This window comes from Pseudomonas sp. MF6394 (assembly GCF_002018845.1).
Lineage (GTDB): Bacteria > Pseudomonadota > Gammaproteobacteria > Pseudomonadales > Pseudomonadaceae > Aquipseudomonas > Aquipseudomonas lactis.
Genome location: NZ_MVOJ01000012.1, coordinates 35,397 through 53,657, shown reverse-complemented (window position 1 = coordinate 53,657; position 18,261 = coordinate 35,397). Strand labels below are relative to the sequence as shown.

At 59.1% G+C, this 18,261-nt stretch carries 25 protein-coding genes; 12 read left to right on the top strand and 13 right to left on the bottom strand.

The features are described 5' to 3' along the window. Positions 1–206 precede the first annotated feature (206 nt). Entirely contained in the window at positions 207–521 is a 315-nt protein-coding gene (locus MF6394_RS14435; RefSeq protein ID WP_019820908.1) for a hypothetical protein, read from the top strand. Between the two features lie 289 nt (positions 522–810). Then, positions 811–1,023 (top strand): cold-shock protein, encoded by a 213-nt coding sequence (locus MF6394_RS14430; protein WP_003179963.1) that lies wholly within the window; start codon positions 811–813, stop codon positions 1,021–1,023. A 67-nt stretch (positions 1,024–1,090) separates the two neighbouring features. Here MF6394_RS14430 and MF6394_RS14425 read toward each other — a convergent pair whose 3' ends face one another. After that, positions 1,091–1,411 (bottom strand): I78 family peptidase inhibitor, encoded by a 321-nt coding sequence (locus tag MF6394_RS14425; protein WP_003192494.1) that lies wholly within the window; start codon positions 1,409–1,411, stop codon positions 1,091–1,093. A gap of 144 nt (positions 1,412–1,555) precedes the next feature. After that, entirely contained in the window at positions 1,556–1,861 is a 306-nt protein-coding gene (locus MF6394_RS14420) for a hypothetical protein (protein WP_044275308.1), read from the bottom strand. A gap of 156 nt (positions 1,862–2,017) precedes the next feature. Here MF6394_RS14420 and MF6394_RS14415 point away from each other — a divergent pair, with 156 nt between their 5' ends. Next, positions 2,018–2,224 (top strand): hypothetical protein, encoded by a 207-nt coding sequence (locus tag MF6394_RS14415; protein ID WP_047711348.1) that lies wholly within the window; start codon positions 2,018–2,020, stop codon positions 2,222–2,224. 34 nt (positions 2,225–2,258) lie between these two features. Here MF6394_RS14415 and MF6394_RS14410 read toward each other — a convergent pair whose 3' ends face one another. Genes MF6394_RS14410 through MF6394_RS14380 form a run of 7 tightly spaced genes read right to left on the bottom strand, consistent with a single transcriptional unit; the run spans position 2,259 to position 9,228 of the window. Next, the gene (locus MF6394_RS14410) at positions 2,259–3,287 is read right to left on the bottom strand and encodes a nucleoside hydrolase (RefSeq protein ID WP_032896207.1); all 1,029 of its coding nucleotides are present in this window, start codon (positions 3,285–3,287) and stop codon (positions 2,259–2,261) included. A 28-nt stretch (positions 3,288–3,315) separates the two neighbouring features. Continuing rightward, positions 3,316–3,720, bottom strand: a complete 405-nt coding sequence (gene rbsD / locus MF6394_RS14405) for a D-ribose pyranase (RefSeq protein ID WP_047711349.1) — start codon at positions 3,718–3,720, stop codon at positions 3,316–3,318. Beyond that, complete coding sequence (rbsK, locus tag MF6394_RS14400) at positions 3,717–4,634, bottom strand: ribokinase (RefSeq protein ID WP_078466918.1); 918 nt, start codon at positions 4,632–4,634, stop codon at positions 3,717–3,719. The genes rbsD and rbsK overlap by 4 nt, the downstream gene beginning before the upstream one ends. Positions 4,635–4,657: 23 nt before the next feature. Continuing rightward, the gene (locus tag MF6394_RS14395; protein ID WP_003192500.1) at positions 4,658–5,680 is read right to left on the bottom strand and encodes a LacI family DNA-binding transcriptional regulator; all 1,023 of its coding nucleotides are present in this window, start codon (positions 5,678–5,680) and stop codon (positions 4,658–4,660) included. Positions 5,681–5,683: 3 nt separating this feature from the next. Further along, positions 5,684–6,661 (bottom strand): ABC transporter permease, encoded by a 978-nt coding sequence (locus MF6394_RS14390; RefSeq protein ID WP_044275169.1) that lies wholly within the window; start codon positions 6,659–6,661, stop codon positions 5,684–5,686. Continuing rightward, complete coding sequence (locus MF6394_RS14385; RefSeq protein ID WP_032896204.1) at positions 6,658–8,211, bottom strand: sugar ABC transporter ATP-binding protein; 1,554 nt, start codon at positions 8,209–8,211, stop codon at positions 6,658–6,660. The genes MF6394_RS14390 and MF6394_RS14385 overlap by 4 nt, the downstream gene beginning before the upstream one ends. Positions 8,212–8,268: 57 nt before the next feature. Next, positions 8,269–9,228: a sugar ABC transporter substrate-binding protein gene (locus tag MF6394_RS14380; RefSeq protein WP_078466917.1), complete on the bottom strand. Its 960-nt coding sequence runs from the start codon at positions 9,226–9,228 to the stop codon at positions 8,269–8,271. Positions 9,229–9,793: 565 nt separating this feature from the next. On the opposite strand from MF6394_RS14380, the gene MF6394_RS14375 reads away from it, so the two are divergent. The 3 genes from MF6394_RS14375 (at position 9,794) to MF6394_RS14365 (ending at position 12,071) form a co-directional block, all read left to right on the top strand. Continuing rightward, complete coding sequence (locus MF6394_RS14375; protein ID WP_032896200.1) at positions 9,794–10,882, top strand: asparaginase; 1,089 nt, start codon at positions 9,794–9,796, stop codon at positions 10,880–10,882. A 243-nt stretch (positions 10,883–11,125) separates the two neighbouring features. Then, positions 11,126–11,377: a DUF1654 domain-containing protein gene (locus MF6394_RS14370; RefSeq protein WP_044275172.1), complete on the top strand. Its 252-nt coding sequence runs from the start codon at positions 11,126–11,128 to the stop codon at positions 11,375–11,377. 4 nt (positions 11,378–11,381) lie between these two features. Continuing rightward, on the top strand, positions 11,382–12,071 hold the full coding sequence (locus MF6394_RS14365) for an endonuclease (RefSeq protein ID WP_003192508.1): 690 nt from the start codon (positions 11,382–11,384) through the stop codon (positions 12,069–12,071). Between the two features lie 32 nt (positions 12,072–12,103). On the opposite strand, the gene MF6394_RS14360 is transcribed toward MF6394_RS14365, so the two are convergent. Next, entirely contained in the window at positions 12,104–12,469 is a 366-nt protein-coding gene (locus MF6394_RS14360; protein ID WP_044275175.1) for an SPOR domain-containing protein, read from the bottom strand. Between the two features lie 263 nt (positions 12,470–12,732). Here MF6394_RS14360 and csrA point away from each other — a divergent pair, with 263 nt between their 5' ends. The 3 genes from csrA (at position 12,733) to MF6394_RS14345 (ending at position 13,793) form a co-directional block, all read left to right on the top strand. Further along, positions 12,733–12,927 carry a carbon storage regulator CsrA gene (gene csrA / locus MF6394_RS14355; RefSeq protein WP_003192511.1) on the top strand — a complete coding sequence of 65 codons (195 nt, stop codon included), beginning with the start codon at positions 12,733–12,735 and terminating at the stop codon, positions 12,925–12,927. Between the two features lie 210 nt (positions 12,928–13,137). Continuing rightward, positions 13,138–13,398, top strand: coding sequence for a hypothetical protein (locus MF6394_RS14350; protein WP_044275177.1), 261 nt, complete (start codon positions 13,138–13,140; stop codon positions 13,396–13,398). 98 nt (positions 13,399–13,496) lie between these two features. After that, entirely contained in the window at positions 13,497–13,793 is a 297-nt protein-coding gene (locus MF6394_RS14345) for a hypothetical protein (protein ID WP_078466915.1), read from the top strand. 20 nt (positions 13,794–13,813) lie between these two features. On the opposite strand, the gene MF6394_RS14340 is transcribed toward MF6394_RS14345, so the two are convergent. After that, a complete protein-coding gene (locus MF6394_RS14340) occupies positions 13,814–14,434 on the bottom strand; it encodes an HAD-IA family hydrolase (protein WP_153474734.1) in 621 nt (206 codons plus the stop codon). A gap of 253 nt (positions 14,435–14,687) precedes the next feature. Here MF6394_RS14340 and MF6394_RS14335 point away from each other — a divergent pair, with 253 nt between their 5' ends. Genes MF6394_RS14335 through MF6394_RS14325 form a run of 3 tightly spaced genes read left to right on the top strand, consistent with a single transcriptional unit; the run spans position 14,688 to position 17,059 of the window. After that, the gene (locus tag MF6394_RS14335; protein WP_044275182.1) at positions 14,688–14,948 is read left to right on the top strand and encodes a DUF2790 domain-containing protein; all 261 of its coding nucleotides are present in this window, start codon (positions 14,688–14,690) and stop codon (positions 14,946–14,948) included. A gap of 42 nt (positions 14,949–14,990) precedes the next feature. Continuing rightward, positions 14,991–15,662: a heavy metal response regulator transcription factor gene (locus MF6394_RS14330; protein WP_044275184.1), complete on the top strand. Its 672-nt coding sequence runs from the start codon at positions 14,991–14,993 to the stop codon at positions 15,660–15,662. Next, entirely contained in the window at positions 15,659–17,059 is a 1,401-nt protein-coding gene (locus MF6394_RS14325; RefSeq protein ID WP_078466914.1) for a heavy metal sensor histidine kinase, read from the top strand. The genes MF6394_RS14330 and MF6394_RS14325 overlap by 4 nt, the downstream gene beginning before the upstream one ends. Before the next feature lie 12 nt (positions 17,060–17,071). Here the strand turns inward: MF6394_RS14325 and MF6394_RS14320 are convergent, their stop codons facing one another. Continuing rightward, positions 17,072–17,563, bottom strand: a complete 492-nt coding sequence (locus tag MF6394_RS14320; protein ID WP_032896178.1) for an anti-virulence regulator CigR family protein — start codon at positions 17,561–17,563, stop codon at positions 17,072–17,074. Positions 17,564–17,626: 63 nt separating this feature from the next. Next, positions 17,627–18,256 (bottom strand): pyroglutamyl-peptidase I, encoded by a 630-nt coding sequence (pcp, locus tag MF6394_RS14315; RefSeq protein ID WP_069556780.1) that lies wholly within the window; start codon positions 18,254–18,256, stop codon positions 17,627–17,629. Positions 18,257–18,261 lie beyond the last annotated feature (5 nt).

The window sequence follows — 18,261 nt, the reverse complement described above, 5'->3', positions numbered from 1 at the left end:
ACAAAAAGAACCTGGCAAGGCGGCAAATGGCGCGCCGGGAAATAGCCAGGCGAGGATGCTAGCACAGATGAACGGTCATCGCGTCGGCCAAGCGTTGGGGAAAGAGCAATTCGTGGCTTTATAGCTGCGAAAGTGAACTTGAGCTGTACGTGAGGCCTCAAAGCCACTGAGAATCGCCGTTCGTCCTCGACCCAAAGGAGCATCCCATGATGCGTTTTACCTCTACCCTCGCTGTCGCCGCTACCCTGAGCCTCCTTTCCCTCGGCGCGCAGGCTGCAGCCCCTTCCAACTGGCCAGCTGGCGCCCGTGACGCCTTCGTCAACGACTGCAGTGCCGCCGCCAGCCAGAACGTGGACGTCAAAACTGCCAAAGCCCACTGTGAATGTGGCGCCGACAAGATCAATGCCGAATTGAGCACTGCCGAGATCAAGGAATTGATGACCAACCAGAACGCCAGCCCGGAGCTAAAAAACAAAGCAGTCGCGGCTATTTCGTCCTGCAAAGTGGTGAAGAAAAAGTAAGATTGGCTGACGATTCGACGGCCATTTCGCTGGAAAAACAGCCTGAAAACTGCCATTTCGCACAAATTATGCAGGTTTTACGGCTTTTTTTAACAGCTGATATTTCGTCGCAAAGCCCCGTAAATCGGGGCTTTCAGCCTAAAGACGGATCAAACGCAAAGCGATTGATTAGCAAACAGTGCCTTGGGGGGGCTCCCAAGCCGAACATTTCGACTATGATAGCCCAGTGTGCCCAGTTGGCCTGAGCAGCACAGCACTACTGAAAATATATGTTTCTTGGAGATACACCATGTCTAATCGCCAAACCGGCACCGTTAAATGGTTCAACGATGAAAAAGGCTTCGGCTTCATCACTCCTCAAGGTGGCGGTGACGACCTGTTCGTACACTTCAAAGCTATCGAAAGCGACGGTTTCAAAAGCCTGAAAGAAGGCCAGACCGTTTCCTTCGTGGCTGAGAAAGGCCAAAAGGGTATGCAAGCTGCACAGGTTCGCCCAGAGTAATTCTGCGCTGAGCTAAAAAAACCCCGTCCATGTGACGGGGTTTTTTATGGGTGATGCAAAAGCCGCATCAGCCGCAGTTAACCCGGTTGATCACCAGGTTGTTGTCGGTGTTCAGGTTCAAGCGGTCGGAGCGATACTCCAGTGTGATCATGTCATTGGGCTTGAGAATGCGTGCATTCTGCGCGCCGGCACGCGTGCGGGCCTGTTCCAGCAATTGAGGCGAGGCTTTCTGGCCGATGGCGAACTCTGCAGCCTTCGACTCACAGCGGCTATGACCGGCATCGGTCGCGGTGGCAGCTTTGCCTGGCTCAGAGGCACCCGGGGTGCTGCAACCTGCCAACGCGAGCGCAGCCAACAAAGTACCGAATGATGCGAGCTTCCAAGGCATGAAGCCTCCTATGATAAAAAGTGGACAGAGATCGTGCGACAGCAGTCAAAGCGATTGGTTTCAAGACGTTAACCGCCTGTAAGCAAGTCTGCCTGAGTCCCGGCCTGCAATCGCTCGGTGAATCGTGACTAGATATGAACGTATTCAGTAGATGTCGATGTAGTCCGACGAAGGCGTAGGCCAATTCTGCTTCAGCGCGTTGAAAATCTGCATAACCCAGACTTCATCGCTGGCTGCCACCTTGCCGACATAGCCGGAACCTTTGGCCCAGGTCTCCAGGCGAAACAGCAGGCCATCGATATCAGCACCCCCGACTACGCCGGAAGAAATGTAGGCGACGCCTTTTTTGGTCACCCGCAGCTGGGTATGTTCGTCGTCACTGGCGCTGCCAAGCAGTTGGCGCACGGCGTCCAGCGTCAGGTTGTCGGGCTTGCTCAAATCGATTTGCACGCGGTGTTTCCCGGCCATTTAACAGGCCGACAGTGTCGCACAGCCTCTGCGTCATGCCTAAGTAGCAGTGCCAAATGCCGTACAAAATGCTTAACTGCGCCCCTCTGGAACAGCGTTCCAGTGCACTGCCCCGCATTTTCAGCCCGTGAGATTTCCATGACCACCGTAACGCTTCAAGCCGACATCAAAGCCAAGTGGCCCCAAGGGCAAAGTTCCTACAGCCCCGGAAGCCCGGAAGAACTGGCGATCATTGGTATCGACCTGCTGGTCAAGGAACTGGGCACCCAGGCGGCGCAAGCGTTCATCGGCCAGATATTCGAGAAATACCCGGTCGATTACGGGGGCGCCCAAGGGCGCGAATAAGAACCGGACGACGAGCGCCGCCCGGTAAAATACCTTACTTCAGACGTGCCAGGCGCTCGGTCAGCAGATCGAAGAAGCCCTGGGCGTCGCCATTCTCAACCCAGAACACATTCTTGGGCTGCTTGAGGCCGTCGTACCAATCGACGATGGTCTGGCCGAAGGTCGGGCCTTCGCGGCTGTCGACCACCATATTGGCCTCACGACCGCTGAACAGCGAAGGCTTGAGCAGGTACGCCACCACGGTAGCGTCGTGGACCGGGCCACCGGGAATGCCGTAGTGCTCCATATCGCCTTTGACGTACTCATTCAGAATACTGCTGACGACCTTGCTCGCGTTGTTGTTCAGGTCGGCAATTTTCTTCAGGCGGGCGTCGCTGGTGAGGACTTTATGGGTCACGTCCAACGGCAGGTAGGTCAACTTCACACCGCTTTTGAGCACGATCTCCGCCGCCACTGGATCGGCGAACAGGTTGAACTCAGCCACTGGGGTGATATTGCCGCCGTTGAAGTGGGCGCCGCCCATCACGACCACTTCCTTGATGCCCTGGGTGATTTCGGGCGCTTGAGTCAGTGCCAGTGCCAGGTTGGTCTGCGGGCCGAGCATGGCGATGGTGATGCTGTGCGGCTTGGCGCTGCTTAGGGTCTTGATCAGGTAATCGACTGCATTGCCTTCGGCCAGGCCTTTTTTCGGTTCATGCACCGTGACGCCCGAGATGCCTTCCTTGCCATGGATATTCTCGGCGTAGATCGGTTTGCGCAGCAGCGGCGCTGGCGCACCGGCGTACACCGGGATGTCCTCGCGCCCTGCCCACTCACGCGCCAGGCGCGCGTTGCGCGAGGTCTTGTCCAGGCGCACATTGCCGGCCACGGTGGTCAGCGCACGAATGCTCAACTCCTGCGGCGAAGCCATGGCAAACAGCAAGGCCACCACATCGTCGGCACCCGGATCGGTGTCGATGATCAGGTCGATTTTTTCCGCCGCTTGGGCGCTTGCAGCAGTGAGCGCGGACAAAAGCAGAACACTCCGGAACAGGTTTTTCAGGGTAGGTAGACCACGTTGCATAAAGCACTCCTTGTCATTGGGGGGGACGCTAGAACGTTACGCCGGACACCAGCGCGATATTGCAGTACGGCTGGCACTCGCCAGTGCGCACCACAGCGCGGGCATTGCGGCTCAATTGCTTGAATTGGTCATGGCTGAGCAGGCGTCTTTCGCCCAATGCAGCCTGCTCAGTGAGCGCATTTAGCGAAGTCAGCGCGGGCGGTTGCTTCAGCAGGATCTCTTCTGCCAGCACATGGCTTTCCACCTGCATTTCGCTAAGCACGATGCGCAAGGTGCTGATGAAGTCCGGGATGCCCTGGGTCAGTGCCAGGTCGATCAATTCGACGCCGGGAGGCACCGGCAAGCCGGCATCGCCGATGACCAGGATGTCGCCGTGGCCCAGGGACGCGATCACGCGCGACAGGGCGATATTCAGCAAAGGAGTCTTTTTCATGCGGGTACAAAACCTTGTACGTCGTGCAGCGTAGGAATGGAAGGCTGAGCGCCGGCGCGGGTCACTGACAACGCGGCCGCCACCTGGCCAAAACGGATCGCCTCGGCTTCGCTCTTGCCCGCGGCCAGCGCGGCGGCAAAGCCACCGACAAAGGTATCGCCAGCAGCGGTGGTATCCACCGCTTTGACCTTCGGCGCCACCAGGTGCTCAAAGCCCTTGCCGTCGGCAAACAGCGCGCCCTGGGCGCCCAGGGTGATGATGACCTTGCCAGCACCCGCCCTGATCAGCGCGGTCGCGGCGACCTTGGCGCTGTCGAGGGAGTCGACCGTCACGCCGCTTAGAGCGCTGGCCTCGCTTTCATTGGGGATCAGATAATCGATCGAGGCATACCAATCAGCGGGCAACGGTCCGCTTGCCGGGGCCGGATTGAGGATGACCGTCTTGCCCAGCTCGCGACCCCGCTTGAGCGCATACCCAACGGTCTCCATTGGCACCTCAAGCTGACAGATGATCACGTCGGCCGTCTGCAGCACAGCGTCGCACGTTCGCAGCGACGCAGGCGTCAACTCACCGTTGCTGCCGGCCACAATGACAATGGCGTTCTGGCTGCTGTCATCGACCACGATCAACGCCACACCGCTGGAGCCCTCCACCGTGCTGACTGCCTGGCAATCGATCCCTTCCACCAGCAGCGCATCGCGCAATTGGCTGCCGTAGGCGTCGGTACCGATGCACCCCACCATTGCGACACTGGCGCCCAGGCGTGCCGAGGCGACGGCCTGGTTGGCGCCCTTGCCACCGGGCACAGTGGAGAACGTCTGGCCGATCAGGGTTTCACCGGCACGCGGCAAGCGACTGGCGCGGGTGACCAGGTCCATGTTCAAGCTGCCTATTACCACTACTTTTGCTGGCATACATCAGTACTCATCAATTCGGTTCAGCGGTATTGGGCGAACACATCAGCCAATGGCGCGGTCGACTCACGCAAAACAATACTGGGCGTCACGATACGTTGATCGATCGGCAGTTGGGGTGTTGCTATTCGTTGCAGTAATAATTCGGCCGCAGTCTCGCCTAACTGCAGGATCGACTGGCCGACCGTTGTCAGCGCCGGGTAGACGTAGCGCCCCATCTGAATGTCATCGAAACCGATGACCGACAGCTCGCCCGGCACCCGCACATTGCGCTCGGCGGCGGCGCGCAGTACGCCAAACCCGATCATATCGTTGCTGGCGAAAATCGCGCTGGGCGGGTGTTGCGATAATAACTGTACGGCTGCGGCATACCCCCCCGTGCTGGTGAAATCGCTTTCCAGGGTACGACTGGCCAACACCTCGATGCCCGCCTCGCGCAATGCACGCTGGTAACCCGCCAGGCGCATCTGCGCCACGCGGGTATGCCCCGGGCCGCCGATACAGGCGATGTCCCGGTGCCCCAATTCCAACAAGTGCCGGGTCGCCAGGTAAGCGCCCTCCTCGTGATCGATGCGCACCAGGTCCACATCAATCCCATCCAGCGCCCGGTCGACAATCACCATGGGCGTGCGCACTGCACTCAAGCCCGCGGCAAGGCCACTGTCATCGCCACCCACGGAGGTCACGATCAAGCCGTCGACGCGTTTTTCCAGCAACACGCGCAAGTAACTGCGCTGTTTCTCTGCGTCGTCATCCGAGTTGCAAAGGATCACGCAATAGCCATTACGCTCGCAGTAATCCTCGATACCCCGGGCCAGTTCGGCAAAATACGGGTTGAGGCTGTTGGGCACCAGCAGGCCGATGGTCGCCGTGGTCTTGGCCTTGAGCGAGCGTGCGACGGCACTGGGCACGTAGTCCAACTGCTTGATCGCCGCCTCGACCTTGATGCGTACCGGCTCGCTCACCGGGCGCGTCTTGTTCACCACATGGGACACGGTGGTGTAGGAAATACCTGCAAGCGCTGCCACATCTTTGATCGTTGCCATGGTTCAGCCCCGCCGACTGGCGCGCTGGCTGCGGTAAGTGTCGAGGACCACGGCGATCACGATCACAGCACCGGTAATGATGCGTTTAGTCGGCTCCGTCGCACCGATCTGCGCCAGCCCGGCCGCCAAGACCGAAATAATCAACACGCCGAAGAACGTACTGATGACTGAACCACGCCCGCCCATCAGGCTGGTGCCACCGATCACCACGGCGGCGATCACTTGCAGCTCCAGGCCCGAACCGGCATTCGGGTCCGCCGCTTCCAGGCGCGAAATCTGAAACAGCGCCGCCACACCGGCCAACAGGCCCATCAGGCTGAACACCAGGATCTTGTAAGGCTTGGGATTAATACCTGCCAGGCGCACCGCTTCTTCGTTGGTGCCGATGCCGATCAGGTAACGGCCGAAGACCGTACGGGTCAGTACCAATTGGGCCGCGATGATCACCAGCAGCGCGATGATAAACGACGGGGAAATACCAAAGGCAATCGGGTTGGACAGCCAGGCAAACGAGTCACCGATATAAGCGGTGCGCGAGCCCGTCATCTGGTAGGCCACGCCGCGGGCCATCTCCAGCACGCCGAGGGATACGATAAATGACGGAATGCGCCAGGCCACCGTGATGGAACCGGTGATAGTGCCGGCCAACGCCGCGCAGCCCATGCCCAGCAGAGCAGCGGGCAACACGCTCCAGCCCCAGCCCAGGATCGCCACGCTGACTGCCGAGGCCGCCAATGCCAGTACCGAGCCCACGGACAGGTCGATGCCGCCAATGATCAGGATGAAGGTCATGCCCACCGCCAGCACCATCAGGTCCGGGATCTGGTTGGCCAGGGTGCTGAAGGTGTCATAGGACAGGAAGTGATCGCTGAGCACCGAGAACAGCGCAATCATCGCCAGCAACGCACCCGCCAGCCCCAGGTAGGTACCCAGGCCATAGAAGTTGCCGCCAGTTTTACCAGGGGAAATGTTTGTTTTCATGGGGTATTCCTAGGCGCTGCTTCGTTGAGCAGCGCATCACGTTTCTGATAGCCGGCAAAGGCGGCGGCGAGCAATTCGTCCTGGGTCCAGCTGTCACGCTCAAAGGTCTCGATCAGGCGCCCGGCAGACAACACACCAATGCGGTCACAGATCAGCATCAGCTCACGCAGGTCACTGGACACCACCACCAGCGCTTTGCCCTGGCGGGTCAGTTCACCGAGCAAGGCATAGATGTCGAACTTGGCACCGACGTCGATGCCGCGGGTGGGCTCATCAAAGAGCATCACCGCGCAATCGCGCTCCAGCCAGCGGCCAATCACCACCTTTTGCTGGTTACCACCCGACAGCTCGGACACCAGTTGCGTCGGGCTGGAACTGCGGATACGCATGGCATCGATCTGGCGCTTGGCCAGAGCAGTTTCATTGCGGCTGTTGACGACGCCACCGCCGGAAATTTCCGGCATGTTGCCCAGGGCGATGTTGGCGCTGATGGATTGGGTCAGCAGCAGACCCTCACCCTTGCGGTCTTCGGTGATCAAGGCAATACCATGACCGACTGCGTCAACCGGAGAGCGAATACTCACCACCTTGGCCGGCGAACCCAAGGCCACGGTGCCGCTGTCGGCCGGGTCGGCGCCGAAGATCAGGCGCAGCAATTCGGTGCGGCCGGCGCCGATCAGGCCGGAAATGCCATAGATTTCACCGGCGCGCACTTCAAAGGACACATCGCGAACCTTGTCCGAACGGGTCAGGCCCGTCACCGTCAAGGCCGGGCCACCGATGGTGCGCGGGCCCAGGTCGATGTGTTCGCCCAGTTCGCGACCGACCATCAAGGTCACCAACTGCTCACTGTTGTAATTGGCCATCGGCTCGACGCAGACCAGCTTGCCGTCGCGCAATACCGCAATGCGCTGGGCGACACGGGCCAGCTCTTCGAGCCGGTGCGAAATATAAATGATCGCCACGCCTCGGGCCTGCAGGCGGGTGATTTGTTCGAACAGCATCTCGACTTCACGGGCGGTGAGCATCGCCGTGGGCTCATCGAGGATCAGTACATGGCAGTCGCCGATCAGGTTACGGGCAATCTCGACCATCTGCTGGTGACCAATGCCCAGGCTGCCCACCAGCGTGTCCGGGTCGATCGCGTCCAGGCCGACTTGGGCCATGGCTTCGATCGCGGCCTTGCGCAGTTGTTTGCGGCTGATCCAGCCACAGCGGCTTGGCAGGTTATCCAGGAACAGGTTCTCAGCCACGGTCAGCGTCGGCAGCAGGTTGAGCTCCTGCATGACCATGCGCACGCCCAAGGCTTCGGCCTGGGTGCGGCTGGCGGGGGCGTAATCCTGACCGTTGAATTGCATGTGCCCGGTGGTGGGCGTGACCAGGCCGCCGATGATCTTCGACAAGGTACTTTTGCCTGCGCCGTTTTCACCGGTCAGCGCCAACACTTCCCCGCGATTGAGCGTCAGGGTGATGTCGGACAGAACCGGTTGGGCATAGGTCTTACCGATACCGCTGACCGAGAGGACAGCGTTCGGGGCGGAAGATGACATAGGAAAATCTCCAGGCGCCCGCTCAGGACGAGCGGGCGCTGTTGGGTACTGCCAGGATTACTGCTTGATGACGAGTTCGACCGGGGTTTCGATCACGCCATCTTTGGCATCGACTTTCTCACCCTTGACCAGCTTCAGCGCGTTCAGGATACCGAACACGGCTTGCTGGGCGGCGGCCTGGTCAGCGGTGGCCAACACGCGGCCGTCCTTGAGCATTGGCTTGATCGCGTCAATGTTGTCGTAACCCACCACCAACACCTTGCCGGCCTTGCCTGCCGCACGCACGGCGGAGACGGCGCCCAGGGCCATGTTGTCGTTACCGGCCAACAGCGCCTTGATATCTGGCGTTTCGCTCAGCATCGCTGCCGCGATCTTGTTGCCCTGGTCGATTTCCCAGTTACCGGATTGGGTGGAAACAATCTTCATGCCCGCCGCGTCCATCGCATCCTTGAAGCCTGCGGTGCGCTGCTGGGCATTGGTGGTAGTGGGTACGCCCTCAATGATGCCGACCTTGTCACCGGCGGCCAGTTGCTTGGCCAGGTAGTCGCCCACCAGTTTGGAGCCTTTGCGGTTATCCGGGCCTACGAACGGGATATCGAGGTTTTTGCTTTTGAGGACATCCGGGTCCAGGCGGTTGTCGATGTTGACGACTTTGATACCGGCATCGGAAGCTTTCTTCAGCACACTGGCGAGTGCCTTGGAGTCGGCGGGAGCGATGACAAGCGCATCGACCTTGGCGTTGATCATTTCGTTGACGATGGCGATCTGCGCGCTGGTATCGGTCTCGTTCTTGATGCCGTTGGAGATCAACTTGAATTCGGTAGGATGCGCTTTCTGGTAGTCCTTCGCACCGTCGGTCATGGTGACAAAAAACTCATTGGCAAGGGACTTCATCACCAAACCCACGGTAGGCGTTTTGGCAGCGTCATCGGCAAATGCAGAAGAGAGAGGCAAAGCGGCGGATGCGGCAGCAAGCACAGCAACAGCAAGAAGACGTCCAGCAAATGGCAGCTTCATGGGTTCACTCCGATCTTATGATTATTGTGAGCAACGCTTGCACCGAAGACCTCTTCGGCAGCCCTCCCACCTGGGCGGCTGATACGAGCTGTGACGATGTGCCAAGGGCGCAGTGAAACATCTCGCAAACGTTTGCGTTGAGCAAACTATGAGAACCTTGTCGAGATTTGTCAACGGTAGCAGCAAGCCTTTCATGGGCGCCCTCCAAGCTCACACTTTAGCTACTGACCGCTGATACGTTTAAGCAAATTCGCCCTGCCTGACCGTTCTCTGAAACGACAGACTGTGCGGCGAACGATCACACAGGGTGCCCGGACAAATCGTGAAGGCTTTCGGACAACCGAACACCACAGCCCTTCTCGTTCGGAAAGCCGGACAGCGCCGCACCCCATCAAACCGAAATATTACTTTAAGTTGTTTTAAATCAATAAGTTAATTTAAAAAAACCAACATGCTCAGCCTGGTACAAATCCTGCTCTTTCTCAGCACCTCGCGGCGTTCAGAACCGCCCGGGTGTTCTAGATGAACCTGCTACAGCACTCATCAAAAACCAGAGAGAAAAATAATGAAATCTGCATTGAAGAACGTTATTCCGGGCGCCCTGGCCCTTCTGCTGCTGTTCCCCGTTGCCGCCCAGGCAAAGGAAGTTGAAAGCAAGACCAAACTGTCCAACGTGGTCATCCTCGCCACCGGCGGTACCATCGCTGGCGCTGGCGCCAGTGCGGCCAACAGTGCCACTTACCAAGCGGCCAAAGTCGGCATCGAACAACTGATCGCCGGCGTTCCTGAGCTTAGCCAGATCGCCAACGTTCGCGGCGAACAAGTGATGCAAATTGCGTCGGAAAGCATCAACAACGAAAACCTGCTGCAACTGGGTCGCCGTGTCGCCGAACTGGCCGACAACAAGGACGTGGATGGCATCGTGATCACCCACGGCACCGATACCCTTGAAGAAACCGCCTACTTCCTGAACCTGGTAGAAAAAACCGACAAGCCTATCGTGGTGGTCGGCTCCATGCGCCCAGGCACCGCGATGTCGGCAGACGGCATGCTCAACCTGTACAACGCTGTTGCGGTCGCGGGTAGCAAGGAAGCCCGCGGCAAAGGCGTGCTGGTGACCATGAACGACGAGATCCAATCGGGTCGCGACGTCAGCAAGATGATCAACATCAAGACCGAAGCCTTCAAGAGCCCATGGGGCCCAATGGGCATGGTCGTTGAAGGCAAATCCTACTGGTTCCGCCTGCCGGCCAAGCGTCACACCATGGATTCTGAGTTCGACATCAAAACCATCAAAAGCCTGCCTGACGTTGAAATTGCCTACGGCTACGGCAACGTGAGCGACACCGCCTACAAAGCACTGGCCCAAGCGGGTGCCAAAGCGATCATTCACGCCGGTACCGGCAATGGCTCGGTATCGTCCAAGGTGGTTCCAGCGCTGGTGGAACTGCGTAAACAAGGCGTGCAGATCATTCGCTCTTCCCACGTCAACGCCGGTGGCATGGTTCTGCGTAACGCCGAACAGCCAGACGACAAATACGACTGGGTCGCCGCCCTTGACCTGAACCCGCAGAAAGCCCGCATCCTGGCGATGGTCGCCCTGACCAAGACCCAGGACAGCAAGGAACTGCAACGGATCTTCTGGGAGTACTGATCCCTGCTGATTCACCCGTAGGAGCGAGCTTGCTCGCGAAAAACTTGATAGCGCCGCGTTAAGTCAGGCTTTACGCGTTATCGTTAACGTTCTTCGCGAGCAAGCTCGCTCCTACAATTGCTGCCCGCCCTTCTCAACAAACTTCCTGATTCGCTGTCAGACGAACTTCTTGAAATTTAAGCAGTTGCGAAATTGCCTACAGTTAAATACTGTATGTGCGTACAGCCAATTAAGGAACACCCTGTGGCAAAGCCCTCTTCCGCAGCATCTACCACGCCTGACGCCTACCAGCGCCTGGCTATCCGCGTGCAAAAAATCATCAACTCAACCAACGCGCAGAAAGCCAAGGCCGCGCTGATCTTCCGTTTACCCGATGAACCGGAGAACGATTGGCAACGTTTACTGGAAGAGATTGCGGAAAACGACAACGTCACCCTCGCTTATCGAGATGACGGTGGCGTGCAGATTTTCTGGGTTGTGCCGAAGGAAGATTGATTCAATGAGTGCCCGTTTTATTGCTGTGTGCTGTCTGTTTTTTACCGTCACCGCCAACGCCCAGGCCCCTCGAACCTTCAGCGAAGCCAAGAAAATCGCCTGGAAGCTCTACGCGCCGCAATCCACTGAATTCTATTGCGGCTGCAAATACACCGGTAATCGGGTGAACCTGAAAGCCTGCGGTTACATACCGCGTAAAAACGCCAACCGCGCCGCGCGCATTGAGTGGGAACACATCGTGCCGGCCTGGCAAATCGGGCATCTGCGTCAATGCTGGCAAAATGGCGGGCGAAAAAACTGCACGCGCCATGATGAGGTGTTCAAGCGCGCCGAGGCCGACCTGCACAACTTGGTGCCGAGCATCGGTGAAGTGAACGGCGACCGTAACAACTTCAGCTTTGGCTGGCTGCCGGTGCAAAGCGGGCAGTACGGCTCATGCCTGACCCAGGTGGACTTCAAGGCGAAGAAGGTCATGCCGCGCCCGTCCATTCGCGGAATGATCGCGCGCACGTATTTTTATATGAGCAAGCAATACGGCCTGCGCCTGTCGAAGCAGGACCGGCAATTATATGAGGCCTGGAACAAGACCTACCCGGTGCAAACCTGGGAACGCCAGCGCAACCAGACCGTGGCTTGCGTGATGGGGCGGGGTAATGAGTTCGTCGGCCCGGTCAACCTCAAGGCCTGCGGCTGAACGTGGGCGGGGGTGCCCGCCCAACTGGCCTGCTACTGCGCTGCCTTGTGTTCGATAATCTCCGACACGGTGTCGTTTTTCTTGGCCCGCGCCATTTTCTCGTTTAGCAGCGCCTGCTTGGCCTCGGCCTCGGCTTTGGTCGCGAACGGCCCCAAAAGCACCTCATCCTTGCCGTCGACTTTCACGATATAGAAATTGAACCCGTGTTCCAGCAACCAGGCGGTCAGGTCGGTGATCGCCTGCAACTTGTGGTCCGGCGGGCCGACCCGGATATCCCATTCCTGGGCGGCAATCGCACCGGCTTGCGGCAGGCTTTCGGTCACGGCAGGCTTGGCCTTGGGGGTATCGACCGACTTACCTTCACCGCATCCGGCCAACGCCAACACCACAATTGCCATCGCTACTTTACGCACTGCCCTGCTCCTTTGAGGATCAAAGAGGCAACTTTACCATTCACTGTCTATTCTGGCCGTCATAAACGTTGGCTTAAACAATGCGAATCATGTATCGCGACCTGTATGATACCGCCATGGGAATTAATGTCGCCTCTACGCGTCCTAAAAGAGGCAGTCACAGGGAAGCGCTTCGCAGTAAGCTACACACATCCGACACCTGCCCTGTCTGAAACATGTGTCCTTAAAAGTAACTCAAGGAGAAGTCCATGCTTATACTCACCCGCAAAGTCGGTGAAAGCATAAACATCGGTGATGACATTACGATCACCATCCTGGGCGTTAGCGGCCAGCAAGTACGAATCGGCATCAACGCCCCTAAGGATGTTGCCGTGCATCGCGAAGAGATTTACCAACGTATCCAGGCCGGCCTGACTGCACCCGACAAAAACCAGACGCCTTGAAACGCCTCCAGTAGCCAGCCTTTTCGTTCACTGTAACGGCTGGCGAAAACCCAATTGGCCTGTTCGCGTACCCCCGCGTGACCAGCGCGCCTTGAACCTTCCCTTCGTTGCAAGATGAAACTGTCAGGGCATCCGGAACTTGTCGCGCTATTGGCAGCCCAATTTCTGACACTTTATCCTGCCATCCGAGTGCATTTCAGGAACACGTCGATGAGGCCAGCCGCGTCGCAACCCCTTGTTTCAAGATCCTGGATGATTGCCCTGCTGATAGGGCTGGTCTTCGTGGCACTCGGGTGTGGGTTGAGAATGGAAGTTGAAGGGGCCGATCCCGACACCCATTCCTGGGTGGATCTGGCGCTTCTGCTCTGTGGCTACCTGCTTGTGTTCTGCCTCAAGCCCATCCAGAAGGTGATCTTGCGCAAGTTGCGCCAGCGCGCCGCCCATCGCGCCCGCGGGAAAGCCGCACGCTGAGCGCTGCTGCCTGCTATCGGATAGCCGGTATTTACAGCGCCGCCGCACCACCTATCATTGGCCTTGCTCTGCGTAGCCAATCAAAGGTGCAAATGCAGATGGACACCCTCAACAAATCCCAAATCGAAAAAGCCTTGGCTGACCGCCTGCCCAGCTACAGAGTTGAGTGCACGCTGCATGCCGACGGCACCCTGTCCGCCGTGCTGACCGGCCCAGAGACCGATCACTTCGCGATTACAGGCATCGTGCGTGCGCACTATCACAGTACAGAAGCCATCAACCGGCTCGCCACCGAGATCCTCAGGGAAATGGTGTTGTCGCGTCAGGGTATGAAAAACAGCCGGCTGCTGGCGTTGTCCGATCCCATCGACAGCCTGGAAGGCCGAAACCGGTAACAGGCTCGGCCTTCCATGTGTCACGGCGCTAACCGACTCAGGGACAGCAAGCCATCAGTCCCACGCTCGGCTTTCAACGCACCGTATTGCTCGATGCAAGCATGGGCCGTCACCATCGGCGCCAAGTGTGTCGAGGTCACCACCATGATATCCGCCCCCGCCGCTTCCCCTGCCTGAATGCCCACTGTGGCGTCCTCGAACACCAGGCAGTCTTGCACCGGCACACCCAGGCGCTGGGCTCCCAGCACATAACAGGCCGGATCAGGCTTACCCGTCTTCACGTCTTCGGCTGTCACCAGTACCGCCGGCACAGGAATGCCCGCCGCTTGCAGCCGGCGCACGGCCAAGGCTTTTGGCGCAGAGGTAACCAACGCCCATTGATCGGCGGGCAGGCTCGCCAAAAACGCCACCGCGCCAGGAACTGCCACGATGCCTTCGACATCGTGCAGCTCAGCCTCGGTGATCCATTGGGCTTCTACCTGTGGATCGACACCCGGCAACGCCTGGCGGGTGATCGTATCAATCGCGCGGGCCCCATGAATGGTGTGCAGAAATGCTTCCACATCCAAGCCATGCCGTGCAGCCCAGATGCCCCAGACGCGCTCCGCAGCGGCAATGGAGTTGAGCAGAGTCCCGTCCATATCGAACAGAAAGGCGCGGTAACGCCGGCTAAATACACTCGGATTTGGACTGGACACTGCGCGGTTTCCTCATGGGCTGGGCCCCTGCAATCTACGGATCACTTAGGCGCTTGTAAACGCCGAGACCTGGCCCGTCAGTTCCGAGGCAAAAATGACGAACTTGTCATGATCCTGTTGGTTGGCTGTTGGGGTCGCCTGGTTACCGTGAACTCACTGCCAACCCGGTAGCCAACCCGAAACGTGAGACACCACCATGAAACTGATTGCCCTGGGCTTCACCGCTTTGCTCGTCACTGGCTCGGCATTCGCTGCCGACGCCGCCCCTGCCGCCAACGTGATCCACGACAAAACCGGCTTCTTCGTCCACCTGGATGTCGCCAAGGTGCTCTCGAGCACCGACACCTACGGCCAATGCGGGGTTGTGCCGGCGCAACTGCGCTACCTCGACCACCAAAACCGCGTACACGTGCTGGATTATCAAGTCCAGGATACCGGTTGCACCAATGACAATTGATCGGGCTACACTGGCGCAACTTATTGAGGCAGAGCACTTCCCATGAACATCCTTGTAGTCGAAGACGAACCCAAGGCCGGCAATTATCTGCTCAATGGCCTGCAGGAGCTGGGGCATTGCGTGAGCCTGGCCCGCGATGGCGTGGATGGTTTGCACCAGGCCCTGGAGACGCCGTTCGACGTGATCGTACTGGACGTGATGATGCCGAAAATGGATGGCTGGGAAGTGCTGCGCCGCCTGCGCAAAGAAGCCGATACCCCGGTGCTGTTCCTCACCGCCCGCGATGACATCGCCGACCGCATCAAGGGCCTTGAGCTGGGTGCCGACGACTACCTGATCAAGCCCTTTTCGTTCGCCGAGCTGGTGGCGCGCCTGCGTACTCTCAACCGTCGCGGCCCGAGCCGGGATGAAGAACACCTGCAAATCGCCGACTTGCACATTGACGTACTCAAGCGCCGGGTGACCCGCGCCGGCACGCGCATTACCCTGACCAACAAAGAATTCGCCCTGCTGCATCTGTTCGCCACGCACCAAGACCAGGTGCTGTCCCGCTCGCTGATTGCTTCGCGGGTGTGGGACATGAATTTCGACAGCGACACCAACGTGGTGGACGTCGCCGTGCGCCGCCTGCGCCTGAAAATCGACGACCCGTTCCAGCTCAAGCTGATCCACAGCGTGCGGGGCATTGGCTACCGCTTCGATACCCAGCCATGAACCGCGGGCATCCTTACTCCCTGACCCTGCGCCTGGCGCTGATCTTCGCCCTGCTCGCCTTCGCCCTGCTGGCAACCCTGGGCGTGGCGCTGTACCGGGAACTGGAGCGCGAACTGATCCGCCGCGATGACGCCGCGCTGATATCCCGAGTGGATCAGCTACGCAACTTGCTCAACGACAGCAATACCCTGGACCTGATCAAGACCAAGCCAGAGCTGTTCCAGAACATGTTGGGCAACCGCGAATCGGTGCTGAGCATCGCCGCACCCGGCCAGCAGCCGCTGCTACTGGTGAACCCGGGGAACATTGCGCTGCCGTCGATCCAGCCGCTGCCCAAGGATCACCGGCTCATATTGAGCGACGTGCAACATTTACCAGGCCTGAACGGCATTCCCTTCTCGCTGGTGGCCGTGGCCATCGACTCCGGCGACCTGGGCAGCTTGCAAATCACCAGCGGCCGCCTGATGACCGAGCGCACCGCAGTACTCGCCAGTTATCGACTCAGCGTATACATCCTGGCGAGTATCGCCGCGATCATCCTGGCGCTGGTCGGTTACCTACTGGTCCATCGCGGCTTGCTGCCCTTGCGCCGTCTGGCCCGACACGCCCAAGGGATCGGCGTCAGCAACCTGGCCGAACGCCTCGACAGCCACGGCGCACCGAAAGAATTACTGCCCATGATCGACTCGTTCAACACCATGCTTGAGCGCCTGGCCAAAGGTTTTGTACAACTGGGCCAAGTGTCCACCGACATGGCCCATGAACTGCGCACCCCGATCAACAACCTGCTCGGCGAAACCCAGGTGGCCCTGCAGCAGCACCGCAGCATCGAGAGCTATCAGCAACTGCTGGCCTCCAATGTCGAAGAGCTGGAGCGCCTGGCGCGGATGCTCGACAACATGCTGTTCCTGGCCCGCACCGACCCCGCCAGCGCACTGCGCCAACGCCAGGCGCTGGATGCGGCGGATGAAGTGGAACGTATCGCGGATTACTTCGAAGGGCTGGCCGGGGATGTGAACATGCACATCACCGCCTTGGGCGAAGGGGTGATCTGGGCTGAACCGATGTTGCTGCGCCGGGCCTTGGCCAACCTGTGTGCCAACGCCATCAAGTATGGCGCGCCGGGCTCGGAGCTGAGTATCCAGGCAGTGCCGGATGGCGCGGGCATCAACCTGAGGGTCAGCAACCACGGCCAGACGATCCCGGCCGAGCACCTGCCGCGGCTGTTCGAACGGTTTTACCGGGTGGATGAATCCCGCGAGCGCTCGTCCCAGTCCAACGGCCTGGGGCTCTCGATCGTGGCGACCATCATGCAGTTGCATAACGGGCGCTACCGCGTCAGCAGTGAAGACGGCGTGACCTGTTTTGAGTTGTTTTTCCCTGGCCGTGAAGCCTGAGGATGCGGTAACTCAATCAAACGCGCCGTTAAGGACTTCGTAGATGATGCCGGTCGCAATGGTCACCAATATCAAGTCGGTTCCCGCTTGCTGCCACTCGTAACCGTCGTAGCGAGGCAACTGCCCCAGCAAGCGGCCGTCGAGTTTCTTGGCAATACCCGGCGGCAGTGGCTTTCCGCGTGCCAGGTTTTTCTGAATGCCAGGCGGTAAGGCCGGGCCAGGGCGCCAATAATCGCGGTGACCGCCCAACACATTCAGCACACGACCTCGATCAACGCTGAAGTCATTGCTGGAGGGGCCGCCCTTGTCTTTGCCCTTACCTTGCCCACCCTGGGCATTACCTTTGTTATTACCGTGACCTTTGCCGGTGTCCTGCCCACCATAGGCATCACCTTTGTTGTTGCCTTGGCCTTTGCCATTACCTGGATCTGCAAGGGCAAGGCCACTGGTGACGGACAGTGCAAGCGACAACGCAATCGATACGAATTTCGTACGCTTTAGCATGGCGACTTTCCAAGGCGAGGGTGTGCTGGAACTGTAGTTGAAATTGCAACACAGCGTATAGCCTCAGCTGATCTGGCCACCGGCAAGGACGACATCCGCCTGGGTTTGCCAGGCGGCCAACGCCGCAACCCGCAACCCCTCCACGGTCGTCAATAACGCCATCGAAGGCTCGCCCGACTCAGGCAAGCCAGGCACATGAATAAACCCACTGCGCACCCCAGTCCCCGCCAACGCATGCTGCAAGCGGTAAAACACCTGGTTACACACAAACGTCCCCGCCGTCTGCGACACCGAGGCCGCAATGCCCGCGTCACGCACCGCCTTGACCATGCCCTTGATCGGCAACGTCGAGAAGTACGCCGCCGGGCCGCCCTCCACCACTGCGGTATCAATTGGCTGCGCGCCCAGATTGTCGGGAATACGCGCATCGTTAACGTTGATCGCAACGCGCTCGATGGAAATATCACTGCGCCCAGGCCCCAGGCCCGTGGCGATGACCATTGCTGGATGCAGTTCGTTGATCAACTGCAGCAAGGTCTCGGCAGCGGTGGCAAATGCGCAGGGCAAGCAACGCGCAACCATCGTCACGCCCTCGCTCAACGGCACACCGTCCAACTGGCGCACGGCCTCCCAAGAGGGGTTTACCGCCGCCTTATCAAAGGGCTCGAAGCCCGTCAGCAATACGTTTTGCACAATGA